We start from the raw sequence: 16,858 nt of genomic DNA, 5'->3' as shown, positions 1-16,858 counted from the left end.
AACATGAAAGAAAGAAGTGGTCGAGGCCGCACCCCCTTTAGGGGGCGCGGCCTCCCACCATTTAACACGCCCATTCCAGAGCACCGGCGCGAACACCAAGCCCACCCACGAACACGAAGCCCACTCGCGAGCACCGATGCACGCACGATCACCAGCACACGCCCCCAGCCCGGGGGCTTTTTCCATGTGTCCCATGGGGAGCCTCTCTGAGTCCTTACTCCTTCCGTTTCGGGAATGGGCATTCAACGAATGATTCCCGTTGTCGCCACATCGCATCCCGGTGACGCCTTGCGTGACGCCGCTCACCGCGGATGCAACGATGGGGCCATGAACACTTCATCGAATGACGGCCTGAGAACGCCACTGTGGACCCCCTCGGAGGACTCCATTCGTGGCTCGCGGATGTTCGACTTCGCCCGGTGGGCAGAACGCCGGCACGGGATCGAGCTCCCGGACTATCCCTCACTGCACGCGTGGTCGGTGGAGCAGATGAACGAGTTCTGGCAGGGCGTCTGGGACTACTTCGACGTCGTGGCTTCCCGGCCGGGGGAACAGGCACTGAGTACCTCCGAGAGCTCGGAGGCGCATACGGGGATGCCCGGCGCTCAGTGGTTCCCCGGTGCACGCCTCAACTACGCTGAGAACTCGCTACGGGCGGCCCGCACCCGGCCGGACGACGTCGCCATCATCGGGGAGCACGAATCACGTGCACCGGACACCTGGACCTGGGGTGAGTTGGAAGCCCGGGTGGCCTCCGTGGCGCAACAATTGCGTGATCTCGGGATCGTCCCGGGGGACCGGGTGGCCGCTGTACTTCCCAACCTTCCGGAAACTGCGATCGCCATGCTGGCCACCGCGTCCGTGGGTGCCGTGTGGTCGGTGGTGAACACCGACTTCGGGCCGTCCGGGGTCGCGGACCGCTTCGCGCAGATCGAACCGCGGGTGCTGTTCGTGGTGGACGGCTACGAGTTCGGCGGGTCGCTGCGGGATATGACGGGAAGCTACGCCGGTTTGCTCGAGGTCCTGCCCACTGTGGAGCAACTGATCGTGGTTGACCAACAACCGCGGGACAAGGTGGGCGCCCTGCCGGAGGGGTCGCTGCGCTTTTCCGAGATCAGCGGGCGCGACGTGACGCCGCGGTACGAGCAGCTCCCTTTCGACCATCCCCTGTGGATCCTCTACTCCTCGGGAACCACGGGTAAACCGAAGGGGATTGTGCATTCCCACGGCGGGGTGGTCCTGGAGTTCCTGAAGGCCTTGGGGCTGCACGCCAGTCTCGGACCGGAGGACATCGCGTACTACGCCGTGGCCACCACGTGGATGGTCTGGAACATGCTCGTGGGCATCCTGCTCACCGGCTCCCGCATCATCACCTACGACGGTTCACCCGTGTACGGGGGACCGGAGAAGTCCCTCGAGCTGGCGGCGCGAAACGGGGCCACGTTCTTCGGGACGGGAGCGGGCGTACTGGCCATGATGCAGCGCGCCGGCGTGGTCCCCAATGTGAGCATGGACCTCTCCGCGCTGAAATCGATCCTCGTGACCGGCTCACCGCTGCCCGATGCCACGTGGGACTGGGTGTACGAATCCGTGTCCGACACGGTGCGTCTCGGATCCGATTCGGGCGGCACGGACGTCACGAGCGCGTTCATCGGCACGAACCCATATCAACCCGTGTACAAGGGCGAGCTCATGGGCCCGTACCTGGGAGTGGACGCCCAGTCGTGGGACCGCGAGGGACGGCGGGTGTACGACCAGGTGGGGGAACTCGTGATCACCCGACCCATGCCGAGCATGCCCGTGTTCTTCTGGGACGATCCGGACGGCTCCCGGTATCACGCGGCCTACTTCGACATGTTCCCCGGCGTGTGGCGGCAAGGGGACTGGGTCACCCAGCTCTCGGAGGGCCCGTTCGTGGTGCACGGGCGATCCGACGCCACGATCAACCGCGGGGGGATCCGGATGGGCTCGGCCGATCTGACCCATGTGGTGGACCAGGTGGACGGCGTGGCGGCGTCCATGGTGATCGGGGCGGAGCTCGCGGACGGGGACTACTACATGCCCCTGTTCGTGGTCCCGCAACCGGGCACGCGGCTCACGCAGGAGCTTGAGGAACGCGTCGTGCGGGCCATCCGCGAGAAGATCTCCCCGCGGTACGTCCCGGACGAGATCATCGAGGCCCCGGCCGTTCCCCGCACCCGTACGGGCAAGCTGCTGGAGATCCCCGTCAAAAGGCTCTTCCAGGGCGCGGACCCGAGCAGCGTCAACCGCGCGACCGCGGAGGACGCCGAGGTCCTGGACTGGTACGCCGAAGCGGCCCGAAAGTACACCTCGGGAGCCTGACGGCGCAGGCCCCGTCCCCGGTGAACCGGGAGCGGGGCCTGCGGCATGGGTGGGTCGGATCAGGACACGATCTTGCCCGGGTTGAAGTTCGTTCCCGGATCCGCCGCGTGGAACAGCCCCTTCATGAGGGCCACACCCTCGGGGGAGACGTCCTGCTCCATCCACGGCTGGTGCTCCACGCCCACGCCGTGATGGTGGGACAGGGTGGCACCCGAGTCCACGAAGGACTGCTGGATCGCGGACTTGACGATCTCGTACTCCTCGTACGGTTTCTCGTCGTCGAACACGTAGGCGAACGTGAAGTACAGGCACGCCCCCGAGTGGTATGAGTGCGACATGTGGGACATGATCCAGCCGGTCTTGCCGATCCGCTCGTAGGCGCGCTGAGCGGCGTCGTACGCGGCCTTGTGGACCGTGGTCAGGCGCGACCACGGCGCGGCGGTTTCGGAGACGTCCCCCACCGTGTTCTGCTCGAGCAGGAAGTCGCGCAGGTGCGGGGTGTCGAACTTCTTTTGGTCGTAGAGCGCGCCCGGCCCCGGCCCCAGGACGACGGCGCCCTGGGCCTTGGCGATCTTCGCGACGGCCTTCTTGCGCTCGGCGACGTCCTTGGGGGTGCCCTCGAAGCACACGTACGAAATGCACATGGCGTCCGTGTCCCACCCGCGCTTGCGCATCACGGCCCACAGGGCGTCCTGGCCCTTGGCGGCGAGCTTGCCCTTGACGGAGGTCGCGGCCTTCTGCGTGGCCAAGGAGAACGCGGTCTCGTGGGCGTCCGACACGCGGGCGAACGTGAGGGGGATCTCCGCCTCGGTATACTGGCGCACCGCGGTCAGGGCCTGTTGCCACGTGGGGAACATGTAGGCGATGACCTCGTGCTCCTGGGGCAACCGGTGCACCTGGACGGTGAGCTCGGTGATGATCCCGAGCCGGCCCTCAGAGCCGATGATCATCTCGCGCAGGCTGGGCCCGGTGGAGGTCGAGGGCAGGGAGCGCAGCACGACCGTGCCGGACGGGCGGACCATGCGCAGGCCGCGCACGATGTCCGCGATGTCCCCGTACTTGTCCGACTGCATGCCGGAGGAGCGGGTGGCTGCCCAGCCGCCGAGCGTAGAGTGGGCGAACGAGTCCGGGAAGTGGCCCAGGGTCCACCCGCGGGCGTTGAGCTGTTCCTCCATGTCCGGGCCCAGCACGCCGGCCTGGATGGTCGCGAGCCCGGAGGTCTCGTCGATCTCGAGCACCTTGTTCAACCGGCCCATGTCCACGGACACGATGCAGCGGGTCTCGTCCGCCTCGGCCTGGAGGCTGCGCGAGATGCTCGAGCCACCCCCGAAGGGGATCACCACGAGGTCGTGCTCCACGGCGGCGGTGAGGATCGCGGTGACCTCGTCCTCGGAGCCGGGGTAGACCACCGCGTCCGGGACGCGCGCGAAATCATTGCGCAGTGTCTGCATCAGTTCCAGCACGGACTTGCCGGCCCAGTGCACGATGCGCAGTTCGTCGTCCACGGACACGTGCTCCGCGCCGCTGATCCCGCGCAGGACGGTCAGCACGTCCTCGGACGCGGTGGACGCCGGGACCCGCGCCGTGGGGAAGTCCACGGTGTCCCGTTCGCGCGGTCGCAGGGACACCCCGATCGCGTTCTTGACGAACGGCGCGAAGGCCGGCTTGTTCTGGTAGTCGAAGAACACGCCTTCCTCGCCCCAGCCCCACCACTTCTGATGCTTCACGTGTGCCACTGAGGGACAACCTCTTTCCTGGGTCCGACTAGTCCTGGATTCTGTGCCGGTTCGCAGCGTACAGCGCACGCACCGCGGCCTCGATGCGCTCGTTGAAGCTGTAGGCGTTCTCGTTGCCCCGCGCTCGCAGGGGTGCACCCACGGCCACGACCACCGGCGGGCGGCCCCGGCGGGGCCAGCTCGTACCGCGCGGCATGGCCTCGTGCGCCCCGATCAGGGCCACGGGCACGACCGGCACCTGCACCGCCAGCGCCAATGACGCCGCTCCCACCTTGAACGGGGCCATCTTCCCGGTCTTCGAGCGGGTCCCCTCCGGGAAGATCAGCAGCGGGACACCCGCGGCCAGCAGCTTCTTGGACAGGCCCTTGTTCGCGCCCTCACCGCGACGATCCACGGGGAACGCGTTGAAGATCAGCTGCGTGAACAGTTTCTTGTGCCACGCGGTGAAGAAGTAGTCCGCGGCCACCCCGGTCGCGAGATCGCGGGAGATGTAGTGCGGCACGCCGCTCATCACGAGCGGGGCGTCCAGATGGCTCGAGTGGTTCGCGACGACCACGCACGTGCCCTTGACCCCGTAGGCCGCGGGATCCACCACGTTGGTGCGGGTGATCGTGCGGTTGACGATCCCCCGGAAGAAGACGGTCTGGGTGATCCGGCGCAGTATCCGGCGCACGGGCTGGGTGTAGTGGGTCGCCGTGAGATCCGCCGACTCCGCCGGGGGAGCGGGCGGATCGGGTTCCTGCCGACCGGTGTGGCCCTCGAGGGAGTCCAACACCCGAGGGTGGGGCTCCGGGGTCGACCGAGGCGTGGAGCCGGGGCGTTGGCGGGACGCGGCGCGCGGACGCCGGGCGGGAGTGCCGTCGTGCTGCGGGGAGGAATCCTGGGGTGCCATGGGATCAGGCCTGGAGCTCGCGGCGTCGGACGCTCGAGATCTGACGGGAGATCCACCGGACGGTGGGGCGCGGGAGGTGGCGCAGCGCGGTGACCATGACCTTGTAGCGCAGCGTGGGCACCGAGATCACCTTGCCGCGGGCCACGTCCGCGAGGGCCTCCTCCACGAGCCGGTCCGCGTCGAGCCACATAAAGTCGGGGATCGAGGAGCCGGTGATGCCCGCGCGGCTGTGGAACTCGGTGCGGACCCACCCGGGCAGCAGGGCGGTCACGTGGACCCCCGTGCCGTGCAGCTCCACGGCGAGCGACTCGGTCATGGCGGTCGCATAGCCCTTGATCGCGGAGTAGTCGCCCATGGTCACGCAGCCCGAGGTGGAGGTGACGTTGACGATCCACCCCGAGTGGCGGGCGGTCATGGCACGGGCCGCGGCCCCCGAGAGTCGCGCGACGGCCGCGCACATGACCTGGAAACCGGCCTCGTGCTGGGAGAAGTCCTGGGCGGTGTAGGGCACCTTGACCGAGAAGCCCGCGTTGTTCACGAGCATGTCCACGGGACGATCGGGGTCCTCGAGCCGCTCGGCCACGTGCAGCAGGTCCTCGGTCTCGGCCAGATCGGCGGTCAGTGTCTCCACGTGGATCCCGTGTGCGGCGCCGAGCTCCCGGGCGGTGCTCTCGAGCCGTTGCGTGTCCCTGGCCACCAGGACCAGGTTGAAGCCTCTGCGGGCGAGGGAACGTGCGAACGCGGCACCGATGCCTGACGTCCCACCGGTCACGAGAGCGGTAAGCATGCCACTAAGATACACTACGGTAGGCGTAGCGCAGCGTCCCCCGGCCCCGCGTGAGCGCCCCTCGGCGAGCCATGACGGAGTATCGAAGGAGCGTCCCGTGAGCCAGCAGTCCTACCTCGCCCGGCATCGCCAGGGCAGACTCTACGGGCCCGTGGAACAGCCGATCGTGCTGCGCTCGGGCTTCGACGTCAAGGACTTCACGTACCGCGCGCAGGGCAGCCTCCGACCCCAGCTGGACCTCGCCGCCTTCGACCGCGCACCCCTGGACCCGGCCGTGCTCGAGGACCTGCGCTACCTGCGGGACATGGAACGCTCCACCATGGGCCAGGTGCGTTCCGTGGTGGTCAGCTACACCAACAAGGAGTCGCGGGTCGCCGCGTTCCTGACCACGTGGGCGTACGAGCGGCACTGGATCGCGGACGCCTATCAAGCCGTCCTGGACGCCCACGGACCGCACGCCGGGGCTCCCCAGCCGCCCGAGCGCTCGTGGGTCGAGCGGGTCGAGACCGCCCTGGACAACCTCTCGCCCATGGTGGACTCCGTGTGGACCAACTTCTCCGGGGAGGCCGTGGTCGCGGGACAGACCGCGCGCGGCTGGTCCCAGGAAGCGAGCACCCGCGCGGTCCTGCGGATGCTCGTACGCCGCGCCGGGCACCCGGAACTGTCCTCGCTGCTGCGACGCGTGGCCGAGGTGAAGGCCACCCACGAACGCTTCTTCGCCGAGGAGACCACCGCGCGGGTCCGTACCGACCCGCGCGCCCAGCGCTTCGCCCGCGCCTACCTGACCTTCGCATTCCACCCGCTGCGGCCCGTGGGCCTGTCCCACGCCCACGCGCGCCGGTTCCTGCGGGACCTGGCGCCCACGGTCGCGCAGCGACGCGAGCTGTTCGCGCTCGCGGACGAGCCCTTGCAGGCCACGCCGGGCACCGCGGGCAGCGAACCCCTGCGCCGGGCCGTGGAACGCGAGTGGCGACTGAATCGATACGCTCCCCACCAGACCCTTCCACCCGCGTCGCGGTCGGCGCGGGTGGCCACCGCGCCCACGGCGCACCCGTTCCCAAGCACCGGAGGATCCCGTTGACCCAGACCACCACGACTCGCGTCCTGCTCACGGGGGCCACGGGCTTCCTGGGCCAGGCCGTCCTCGAGCGCCTGCTCTCCGGCTCGGACGACATCCACGTGACGGCGGTGGTCCGACCCAAGGGCACGCAGTCCGGTGAGGCGCGCCTGAAGCAGCTGTTGCGCAAGCCGTCCTTCAAGACCTGGCGGGACGCCGTGGGCCCGGAACGCGCTCAGGAGATCTTCGACGCCCGCACGAGCGTGCTCGAGGGCGACCTCACGGGGCTGCGGGAGATCGCGGAACCCTTCGACGTGGTGGTGCACTCCGCGTCCACGGTCTCGTTCGACCCGCCCATCGACGAGGCGTTCCGCACGAACGTGGGTGGCGCCGTGGGGCTCTACGACGCGCTGCGCAGCACGGGTCAGGACCCTCACGTGATCCACGTGTCCACGTGCTACGTGGGCGGGATCGCCAAGGGGTTGCGCCCGGAGGCCTCGGTGGATCACGACGTGGACTGGCAGGTGGAGTACGACGCCGCCGTCCGCGCCGCGGACACCGCCCAGGTGGAGTCCCGCTCACCCGAGCGTCTCGAGTCCTTCATCCGGCGCGCCACGAGCACGCGCGGCAAGGAGGGGCCCAAGTCCGTGGCCCGCGCCGCCGAGGAAGCACGCCTGGAGTGGGTGCGCTCCCGGCTCGTGGACCACGGCCGCACGCGCGCGCAGTCCCTGGGGTGGACGGACATCTACACGTTCACCAAGGCCCTGGGCGAGCGCGTGGCGGAGCAGAAGTGGGCCGGGGCCGGGCACCGGTTGTCGATCGTGCGCCCGTCCATCATCGAGTCCGCCCTGCGTCACCCCTTCCCGGGGTGGATCGACGGCTACAAGGTCGCGGACCCGCTCATCATGGCGTACGCGAAGGGCGCGCTGCCCGAGTTCCCGGGCCTGCCGGACTCGGTGCTGGACGTGATCCCTGTGGACTTCGTGGTCAACGCGATCGTGGCCCTCGTGAGGGAGGGGCACCGGGAAGCCAATGGGGCACCCACGCTGCGGGACGCCCAGGATCCGGCAGCGCGGTACTACCAGGTGTGCTCGGGGGCCTCGAACCCCCTGCCGTTCCACCAGATGTACGAGAGCGTGCGCTCGTACTTCCGCGAGCGCCCGCTCGAGGACTCCCATGGCAATCCCATCGCGGTGCCCGAGTGGAAGTTCCCCGCGAACAACTCGATGGAACGCGGGCTCGCGGTCAAGGAGAAACTGGCCGCCGCGGGGAGCCGATTGAGCTCGGTGCTGCCGGCCACGGCGCGCACACGCGAGTGGACCAATTCCCTGCACCGGATGCAGACCGGGCTGGGCTCGCTGCGCACCTACGTGGACCTGTACCAGAACTACACGCGCACGGAGATGATCTTCGACGACACCCACACGCGGCAACTGGACCGCTCCCTGCCGCAGGGCACGCCCGAGGACCAGCACTTCGACGTGCGGGCCATCGACTGGCGGGACTACTGGCAGAGAGTGCACCTGCCCGCACTGACCGAGATGACCAGTGCGTACACCCGGGCCAAGGCGGCGTCGCGCAAGCGGGCAGTGCGCAGTCGGGGACTGAACGAGGGTACGGACGTCGTGGCCGTGTTCGACCTCGAGGGCACCGTGGCCTCGGGCAACATCATCACCCAGTACGCGCAACTGCGCCGCCGGGAGCTGAGCCCGCTGCAGTGGCCCGCGGAACTCACCGAACTGTTCGGCAACGCCCCCACCTACATCAAGGCGGAACGGCGCGATCGGGGCGAGTTCATCCGGGCGTTCCTGCGCCGCTACGCGGGCGTGCCCGTGGCGCGGGTCGAGGAACTGATGAACGGGTCGCTCGGCCGGGTCGTGGAGAACAGCATCCGCCCGGGAGCACTCGAACGGATCGAGGAACACCGGCGTGCGGGGCACCGCACGGTGCTCGTGACCGGGTCCCTGGACCTGCTCGTGAGCCCCGTCGCTGAACTGTTCGACGACGTCGTGGCCGGGCGGATGGACCAGGTGGACGGCGTGCTGACCGGGTACCTGGCGGCCCCGCCGCTCGTGGATGAGGCCCGGGCGCAGTGGCTCAAGCGCTACGCGCAGGACCACGGCCTGGACCTGAGCCGCTCGTACGGGTACGGGGACTCCGTGGCGGACGTGAGCTGGTTGTCCCTCGTGGGCCACCCGTACGCGGTGAACCCCGACCTGCCCCTGTACCGGCGTGCCAAGAAGGCGCATTGGCCCGTGGAGGACTGGAGGAAGGTCTGATTCATGGCTTTCAACATCGACAAGTTCGCGGAGACCTCGGCGCGGGTCAAGTGGTCGGACCTGGACATGGACGAGTTCCTGACCAACCCGCTGTCCGAGGACTCGCTGCGCTGCCTGCGTTACATGTGCGACGTCGAATACCACACCGTGTGCTACATGCGGGACATGCTCGTCACGCCGTCCCACCAGGACCAGGACGTCTCCACCTTCATGACCATGTGGAACCGCGAGGAGTACTGGCACGGTGAGGCACTCGCGGAGGTGCTCGGGATGCACGGGATCGTGGTGGACTACGACGAGATCAAGGCCAAGCGCATGAAGCTCGGCTGGTCCGAGTCGCTCAAGCCCCTCAAGCAGTCGCTGCTGTCCAACATGGTGGGCGTGGACTTCATCGCCACGCACATGGCGTGGGGTGCGGCCAACGAGTGGTCCGCTGTGGCGGCCTACCGGCGCATGGCGTCCCTCGAGAAGCACCCGGTGCTCGTGGTGCTGCTGCAGCGGATCGCCCACCAGGAGTCCCGCCACGTGGCCTTCTACGCGACCCAGGCACGACGCCGCCTGGAAGCGTCCCGCAAGGCCCAGCGCCTCACGCGCTTCGCCCTGCGCAAGTTCTGGGCCCCCGTGGGCTCCGGGGTCATGGACGACCGCGAGGTGGGCCACGTGATGCGCCACCTCTTCGGTGGCGGGGACGGGGCCCACGAGATCGACCGGTTGGACGCGAACATCGCCAGACTGCCCGGCATGGCGGGACTGCAGATCTTCCGCAGGGCCACGGCGCCGGCCCGCGAGGCGCCCGTCCGGGACACCGTCCCCGCCTGATCATGAACGCGCACCCCGCTGGTCCGCGATCCGCGTCCGCGCCCGAACGCGCCGACGCCGCTTCCGTGGACCCCCGCACGGCCCGCACCGATCGCAAGATCGTGGCGGGGGCGTTGCGCCTGCTCCGGGAGGGCGGGCCCCGGCGGGTCACGATCGAGGCGGTGTCCGCCCGCACCGGCGTGGCCAAGACCTCGATCTACCGCCGCTACGCCAACAGCACGCAACTGTTGGAGGCCGCACTCGAGCACACGGTCACCGCGACCGCACCGCTGGCACCGGACGCCACGTGGGAGCAGGCGCTCACCGCGGCCGTGGACATCCTCCTGCGGGACATGGGACTCGGCGTGGCCATCACCCTGCTGCAGGAACCACATTCGGCCACTGCGCAGGTGCTGCGGGCCACCGTGGTGCGCCCACGCTTGGATGCGCTGCGCAAACTGTTGCAACGGGACAAGGACCGGGGACTGATCCGGGACACCGTGGACCTGGACATGGTCGTGGATTTCATCCTGGGGGCGGCGTACGCGCACGTGGCGCGCTACGGCTCGCTGGACGAGAACTGGACCGCGCGGGTGCACCGCGCCGTCACGGACCTGATCACCACGCGACCCGGGGCGGACTAGAACACGTCCTTCTCGTCCGGGCGTTCGGTCAGGTAGGACTGCACGTAGTCCTGGACGGCGTCCTGCGTGGGGACGTCCTTGCCGGCCTTCTCCGACATGAACCAGCGGTGCTCGAGCACCTCGTGGATCATCTGCGCCGGTTCCCGTTTGCGCCGCAACCCGGCGGGAACGGCCGCCATGATGGGCACGAAGATCTCGCGCATCCACAACTGGGCGGTGAGGTCCTCGGGCAGACCGGGGTAGAGCGCGTGCCCGAACTGGTCGATGTCCGTGAGGATGCGCCGGGCCTGGTTCTCCTGGGTGTTCAACCCCGTGAGGTGCAACAACCTGCGCGCGTGGTGGCCCGGTTCCACGACCCGCGGGCGCAGGTAAACCTGACCAGACTCGTCCGCGTCCATGGAGGCCTCCTCCACGTCGAAGCCCAGGTCGTTGAGCCGTTGCACGCGTGCCTGGACCCGCCACCGGTCACCCACGGGGAAGATCTCGGTCGCGGTCAGCTCGTCCCACAGCCCGGTGTAGGTGTCCACGAGCCGTTCCGAGACCGCGAACGGGTCCACCGAGGCCGGATCCACCCCGGCCTGGGCCAGGCGCTGCTGCATGTGCTCCCCGGCCAGCAGGTCCATGACCTCACCGGCCACGTTGGTCCTGGCGAGCTCGATGTCGTACTCGCGCTGGCCCCGCGTGAGCTGCGGGTGCAGTTCGCCGGTCTCGGCGTCCACGAGGTAGGCGGCGAACTCCCCGGCGTCGCGTCGGAACAGCGTGTTGGACAGGGACACGTCCCCCCAGTAGAAACCGGACAGGTGCAGTTGCACGATCAGGGACGCGAGGGCGTCCACCAACCGGTCGATGGTCCCCGGTGAGGGGACCTGCTCGAAGATCGTGCGGTAGGGCAACGAGAAACTCAGATGTTCCGTGACGAGCGCGGCGGGCAGCAACTCGCCGTCGGGGGAATAGCGGTCCGTGACCACCGAGTCCGGGACCACGGAGGGCGTGGTCATGCGTTGGAGCTTGCGCAGCAGCCCGTACTCGCGCCGGGCATAGTACTGAGTGGTCTCCTTGACCGCCACGACCTTCTCCCCGACCCGCGCGAAGCGCACCACGTGGCGCGAGATCCCGCGCGGGTACGCCGCGAGCACCTGCTCGGGCCAGTCCTCGAGGGGCATGTCCCACGGCAGTTCCAGCAGGCCCGGCTCCGGGAAGGCCGTGTTGATGGAGACACCGCGGTGAGCGGGCGGGGGGCTCGGCGCCGCGGGCTCGGGGGACGGGGAGGCGGTCATGTCAGTTCATGCTAGTCACCGCACGGGCCCGCTGTCGGGCGAATTCCGTGAGCAGCCGGGTCAGTTCGTCCGGATCCGCCACGCGCCACGGGGCCGCGGAGTCCTTGGTGCCCACCTTGATCCCCACGTCGTGGGGTCCCAGGATCGCCATGGCGTCCTCGTCGGTGTCGTCGTCACCGGCGAAGACCGTGACCTGCGGGTGCACGGCCCCGCGGATGGCCGTGAGACCGTCCCCCTTGGTCGCGCTGAGCACCGAGCACTCGATGACCTGCTGACCCGGGGTCAATCGCAGGCCGGGCATCGCGGCATAGGCCTCGGTCATCTCGTCCAGCGCTCGCCGGGCGGTGTCCGGGTCCTCCATGGGACGCGTGTGGAAGGCCACACCCGCGGGTTTGAGTTCCGCCCGCGAGCCCGGATAGCGCTGCACGAACCCGTACGTCGCATCGATCGCCCGGTCCAGCAATGCCAACTGGTCCTCGGTCAGTTCGATCTCGGTATCCGCACCGAAGCCGGGCGCGGCGCCGAGGTCCAGCTCCGCGCCGTGCGAACCGGAGAGCACCATGCGGCGCCGCGGGTCCACTACGGTGCGCAGGAACTTGAGGGGCCGCCCCGAAATGATCGCGACCGTGGTGCGGGGCAGTCCGGCGAGCGCGTCGAGCGCGTCCCGCGCGGCGGGCAGCGGCCGGGAATCCGCGGGGTCCTCGGTGAACGGTGCCAGGGTGCCGTCGAAGTCCAGGGCCAGCAACATGGTGTCGGCCGTGGCCGCGGTGGCGAGGGCGTCCGCGAGCGAGTCAGTCACGATCCGCTCCGGGCGTCGTGTCGGCCGCGGCGCCGTCGTCGTGCGCGGAATCCCGCCCGGGCGCGGCGCCCTGCTCGAGCTCCGGGGCGTGCGCGGCGAGGCCGTCGAGGAAACGGTGGGACCAGTCGACGACGTCGTGCGTGAGCACCTGCCGGCGCATCGAGGACATGCGCTTGCGGGCCTCGGCGTCGGACATGTCCCTCGCGTGCAGCATGGCGGACTTGAGCCCGTCGATGTCGTGCGGGTTGACAAGCACCGCTTGCTTGAGCTGCTCGGCGGCGCCGGTGAACTCCGAGAGCACGAGTCGACCCGAGCGGTCCTGCCGGGCCGCGACGTACTCCTTGGCCACGAGGTTCATCCCGTCCCGCAGGGCCGTGACGAGCATGACGTCCGCGGCGAGATACAGGGCCACCATCTCCTCGAACGGGTAGCCATGGTGCAGGTAGCGGACGGCGGTGTGGGAAATGGTGTCGAACTGGCCGTTGATCCGCCCCACCATGCCCTCCACGAGTTCGCGCAGTTGCCGGTAGGAGTCCACGCGCTCGCGCGACGGGCTCGCGACCTGGACGAGTACCGAGTTCTCCACGGAGATCTCCCCGTCCTCGAGCAGCTCGCCGTAGGCCTTGATGCGATGCCGGATGCCCTTGGTGTAGTCCAGGCGGTCCACTCCCAGGAACACGGTGTCCGGGTTGCCCAGCTCCTCGCGGATCTCCCGCGCCCGGGCCTGGACCTGCGGGTCCGACGCGAGTTCCTTGATGGATTCCACGTCGATCGAGATGGGGTACGAGCCCGCGTTGACGGCCCACTCGGTGCTCTCGCCGTCCGCCGTGTCCTCGGAGAACCGGGCGCTGCCCTTGGTGAACTGCACCCCCAGGTACTTGCGCACGCAGCGCTGGAAGTTCTGGGCGTCCCCGGGGCGCTGGAAGCCGATCAGGTCCGCACCCGTGAGACCCTCCAGCACGGCCTTGCGCCACGGCAACTGGGAGTAGATCTCGGTGGGCGGGAACGGGATGTGGTTGAAGAACCCGATGGTCACGTCCGGGCGCAACCGACGCAGCATGCGCGGCACCAACTGCAACTGGTAGTCCTGGACCCACACGGTCGCACCCTGGGAGGCCGTCTCCGCGGCCCGGCGCGCGAAGCGCTCGTTGACGCGACGGTAGGCGTACCACCACGTGCGGTGGAACTCGGGCGGCGCGATGACATCGTGGTACAGCGGCCACAGCGTGGCGTTCGAGAAGCCCTCGTAGTAGCGCTTGACCTCGAGCTCGGACAGGCTCACCGGCACGAGATGGAAGACGTCGTGGTCGAACGGCTCCAGCGTCTCGTCCGGGGCGCCGTGCCACCCCACCCACGCGCCGCCGCGCTGGGCCATCACGGGTGCCAGGGCGCTCACCAACCCGCCGGGGGAGCGGCGCCACGTGCTGTTGCCGTCCTCGTCCACGTCCCGGTCCACGGGAAGACGGTTGGACACCACCACGAAGTCGTAGCCGTCCTGCGGGACGGGCACCTTCTCAAGAGACTGGTCTGCGGACACGATCGCTTCCTTCCCCGGGGCGGCTGTTCACCCCCATCCTAAGTGTGCGTACCACCGGCACCGGGGGAGAAGTCGCCGCCGGGGCGGGAGCACGACGCCACGCCGGTGCGGGGCGGCCGCGACGGGGCCCGAGCGGCATCGTCCCCGGCAGCTGGGAACGGGCTGAATCGGGGCCCCGCCGGGCCCGGGTAATCTGGGGACGAAGACCGACACCCGTGTAGCACATCGGAAGGAAACCCGGGCCCCCATGGCTTCCAAGAACAACACCGCCGGTTCCTCGTCCTCGGACCAGGCCCGGGAGCGGGCACGCCAGATCGCAGACCGGCAGTCCCGCCGCTCCAACGGTAAACCCGTGGGGCTGATCGCCGCCGTCATCGCGCTGCTCGTGATCATCGCGCTGATCATCGGGGTGGTCGTGTGGCAGAACAACAGGGCCAGGATCCCCGACGCCGGCCCCGTGCCCGCGAGCGCCAACCAGTACGGAGGCATCACGGTCACGAAGGACGGGATCGTGCAGAACAGCTCGGACGTCCAGGAACGGGACCTCTCCCAGGAGCCCGAGCCCGCTGCCACCGCGGACACCTCCAAGACGCCCCCGGGGGTCGTGGACCAGGACCAGGCCGCGAGCAACGGCAAGCCCGTGCAGGTCGTGATCTTCCAGGACTTCGAGTGCGTGCACTGCGCCGACTTCGAGAAGCAGAATGCGGACGCGATCAAGCGGGCCGTGGACGCCGGTGACGTGCAGGTGGAGTACCGCAACCTCAACTTCCTGGACCGGGCCACCCGCGATCAGTACTCGTCCCGCGCCGCCAACGCGGCCTACGTGGTCGCCGAGCAGGTCGACAGCGACCAGTACATGGAGTTCGCCCAGGAGCTGTTCAGCCACCAGGGCACCGGCGGCCTGAGCAACCAGCAGATCGCGGACATCGCCAACAAGCACGGCGCGAACGTGACGGCGGGCCAGCTCGGTGAGAACACCTACCGCCCCATGGTCAACGTGATGTCCCGCGAGTCCATCAACAACGGTGTGGCCGGGACGCCCACCATCTTCATCGACGGCAAGCGCTACGAGGGAGGCAACTTCCAGGACGCACTGAAGAAGGCGGTCGACGAGAAGAAGTGACGCGGGCGATGCCCCCCCCGACGCGATGAGAGCCCCGGTCATCCCGACCGGGGCTCTCATCGTCTGTCACGCGGGGACGACGGCGCCGTGCCCGGGTTCGGAGCCCCCTGCCGGATTCGAACCGGCGACCCTCTGTTTACAAGACAGATGCTCTGGCCATCTGAGCTAAGGAGGCACTGCTGCCCAGTGCGATCACGGGACCGCTCCATGGTACTGGACGACGCGCCAAGGGCGGGCACCCGGCGCGCGGGAACCGGTCGGGGCGGCGGGACCCGTCATGCGGTGGCGTGCTACCTACCCATGCCGGAGAAAAACTGCTTCGATGGGGTCATGGACATCAAGGGAAGAATGGCAGAAGCGTTCAACGACCAGATCACCATGGAGCTGCAGGCGACCGTGGTCTACCGCCAGTTGTCCATTGAGATGGACGTGGCGAGTCTGCCCGGTTTCTCGCAGTGGTTCCGCGCCCAGGCGGCCGAGGAGATCACGCACGCCGAGAAGTTCATCGACCACATCGTGGACCGCGGCGGTGATCCGCAGATCGGGGATATGGCCGGTCCGAAGATCGCCGACAAATCCGTCCTGGGTTGCTTCGAGGCCGCGCTCGCGCACGAGCGCAAGGTATCCGAATCGATCCGCAACCTGTACCGGCTGGCGCAGGAAGAAGGCGACATCGATGCCATGCCCCTGCTGCACTGGTTCATCAGCGAGCAGATCGAGGAGGAGGCCACCGTGGAGGAGATCTGCGACCAGGTGCGCCTGGTCCACAACGACGGGCCCGGCCTGTTACGCCTGGACTCCGAACTGGGTTCCCGGCCAGTCCGGGCCGACTGAGCGCACCTTGCCCGGTCCGGGCGACCCGGAAAACGCCCGAACACGGAAGAACACGGAAGAACCGGCCCCGCTTGAGCGGGGCCGGTTCTTCCTGCATGGCGGGTACTACTCCTGGGTGCTCTCCACGTCCGCCTGCTCCTCGCGGCCAAAGGCCCACAAGAGCAGCTCGGACGGTTCACCGCGCACGAGTTCCACGCGCCGGGCGGACTTCTTGCCGCCGCGCACCGCACCGAAACCGCCCGCGAGTAGCACCACGGACTCGGACTTCTTGCGCAGCAGTGCCGGGCCCATGAGCTTGAGCACGTTCCACAGGTCTTTCTGCTCGTCGTTGAGCAACTGCCGGGCGTGCCACTGAGGCTGCGCGCGGCGGACGTCCTCGTGGTGGATGAAGAACTCCCCGGTGTTCATCCGCTTGTCGATCGGGGACCAGCGACCCGGGGAGAAGAGCGGGGGGCGCTCCACGAGGTCCACGAGCTTCTCCCACGGCATCTCCCGGTAGTCGGCGTCCACCGACTTGGCGTGGCGCCCGAGCACGGGCAGCTTGGGGGAGAGCATCCCGGCGACCGCGTCCGGACGGGAATCACGGATGACCAGGTGGATCGCGAGGTCCCGGGCGTCCCAGCCTTCGCACAGGGTGGGGGCGTCCGGCCCCACACGGCGCAGCAGCGCGGCAAGATGACGACGTTCGACATTGGCGAAGTTGGTCACGTGAACATCCATTCTGTGGGGTGGACCGTCACGTCCACGGTAGA

Annotated in this window: 14 protein-coding genes and 1 tRNA gene; 7 read left to right on the top strand and 8 right to left on the bottom strand. The window is 68.8% G+C overall.

The features are described from left to right. The first annotated feature begins 327 nt into the window (after positions 1-327). Positions 328-2,343 (top strand): acetoacetate--CoA ligase, encoded by a 2,016-nt coding sequence (locus RF650_RS01635; RefSeq protein ID WP_368813891.1) that lies wholly within the window; start codon positions 328-330, stop codon positions 2,341-2,343. A gap of 59 nt (positions 2,344-2,402) precedes the next feature. Here RF650_RS01635 and RF650_RS01630 read toward each other — a convergent pair whose 3' ends face one another. The 3 genes from RF650_RS01630 to RF650_RS01620 are packed head-to-tail and all read right to left on the bottom strand — an operon-like array spanning position 2,403 to position 5,758. Next, entirely contained in the window at positions 2,403-4,079 is a 1,677-nt protein-coding gene (locus tag RF650_RS01630; RefSeq protein WP_131333365.1) for an FAD-binding oxidoreductase, read from the bottom strand. Between the two features lie 28 nt (positions 4,080-4,107). Further along, on the bottom strand, positions 4,108-4,971 hold the full coding sequence (locus RF650_RS01625) for a 1-acyl-sn-glycerol-3-phosphate acyltransferase (RefSeq protein ID WP_239318871.1): 864 nt from the start codon (positions 4,969-4,971) through the stop codon (positions 4,108-4,110). Positions 4,972-4,975: 4 nt separating this feature from the next. Next, the gene (locus RF650_RS01620; RefSeq protein WP_368813890.1) at positions 4,976-5,758 is read right to left on the bottom strand and encodes an SDR family NAD(P)-dependent oxidoreductase; all 783 of its coding nucleotides are present in this window, start codon (positions 5,756-5,758) and stop codon (positions 4,976-4,978) included. Between the two features lie 97 nt (positions 5,759-5,855). On the opposite strand from RF650_RS01620, the gene RF650_RS01615 reads away from it, so the two are divergent. From RF650_RS01615 to RF650_RS01600, 4 genes are read left to right on the top strand one after another with little or no spacing between them, the layout of a single operon-like run. Further along, positions 5,856-6,839, top strand: coding sequence for a hypothetical protein (locus tag RF650_RS01615; RefSeq protein ID WP_368813889.1), 984 nt, complete (start codon positions 5,856-5,858; stop codon positions 6,837-6,839). Then, entirely contained in the window at positions 6,836-9,094 is a 2,259-nt protein-coding gene (locus RF650_RS01610) for an HAD-IB family hydrolase (RefSeq protein ID WP_368813888.1), read from the top strand. The genes RF650_RS01615 and RF650_RS01610 overlap by 4 nt, the downstream gene beginning before the upstream one ends. 3 nt (positions 9,095-9,097) lie before the next feature. Further along, complete coding sequence (locus RF650_RS01605) at positions 9,098-9,913, top strand: ferritin-like domain-containing protein (RefSeq protein WP_368813887.1); 816 nt, start codon at positions 9,098-9,100, stop codon at positions 9,911-9,913. 2 nt (positions 9,914-9,915) lie between these two features. After that, entirely contained in the window at positions 9,916-10,536 is a 621-nt protein-coding gene (locus RF650_RS01600; protein ID WP_368813886.1) for a TetR/AcrR family transcriptional regulator, read from the top strand. Here the strand turns inward: RF650_RS01600 and RF650_RS01595 are convergent. From RF650_RS01595 to RF650_RS01585, 3 genes are read right to left on the bottom strand one after another with little or no spacing between them, the layout of a single operon-like run. Then, positions 10,533-11,813: a DUF4032 domain-containing protein gene (locus tag RF650_RS01595; RefSeq protein ID WP_368813885.1), complete on the bottom strand. Its 1,281-nt coding sequence runs from the start codon at positions 11,811-11,813 to the stop codon at positions 10,533-10,535. The two genes, RF650_RS01600 and RF650_RS01595, sit on opposite strands and share 4 nt — an antisense overlap. Before the next feature lies 1 nt (position 11,814). Further along, entirely contained in the window at positions 11,815-12,612 is a 798-nt protein-coding gene (gene otsB / locus RF650_RS01590; protein WP_368813884.1) for a trehalose-phosphatase, read from the bottom strand. Then, on the bottom strand, positions 12,605-14,149 hold the full coding sequence (locus RF650_RS01585) for a trehalose-6-phosphate synthase (RefSeq protein WP_368813883.1): 1,545 nt from the start codon (positions 14,147-14,149) through the stop codon (positions 12,605-12,607). Before RF650_RS01585 ends, otsB begins: the two co-directional genes overlap by 8 nt. A gap of 247 nt (positions 14,150-14,396) precedes the next feature. Between RF650_RS01585 and RF650_RS01580 the strand changes: the two genes are divergently transcribed. Continuing rightward, positions 14,397-15,272, top strand: coding sequence for a thioredoxin domain-containing protein (locus RF650_RS01580; protein ID WP_131333358.1), 876 nt, complete (start codon positions 14,397-14,399; stop codon positions 15,270-15,272). Between the two features lie 101 nt (positions 15,273-15,373). On the opposite strand, the gene RF650_RS01575 is transcribed toward RF650_RS01580, so the two are convergent. Next, positions 15,374-15,447, bottom strand: a tRNA-Thr gene (locus RF650_RS01575). A gap of 173 nt (positions 15,448-15,620) precedes the next feature. Between RF650_RS01575 and RF650_RS01570 the strand changes: the two genes are divergently transcribed. Then, a complete protein-coding gene (locus tag RF650_RS01570; protein ID WP_368813882.1) occupies positions 15,621-16,106 on the top strand; it encodes a ferritin in 486 nt (161 codons plus the stop codon). Positions 16,107-16,211: 105 nt separating this feature from the next. Here RF650_RS01570 and RF650_RS01565 read toward each other — a convergent pair whose 3' ends face one another. After that, positions 16,212-16,814 carry a TIGR03085 family metal-binding protein gene (locus RF650_RS01565; protein WP_231885636.1) on the bottom strand — a complete coding sequence of 201 codons (603 nt, stop codon included), beginning with the start codon at positions 16,812-16,814 and terminating at the stop codon, positions 16,212-16,214. Positions 16,815-16,858 lie beyond the last annotated feature (44 nt).

The organism is Kocuria sp. CPCC 205297 (assembly GCF_040981035.1).
GTDB lineage: Bacteria > Actinomycetota > Actinomycetes > Actinomycetales > Micrococcaceae > Kocuria > Kocuria marina.
This window is presented reverse-complemented; position numbering and strand designations above follow the sequence as displayed.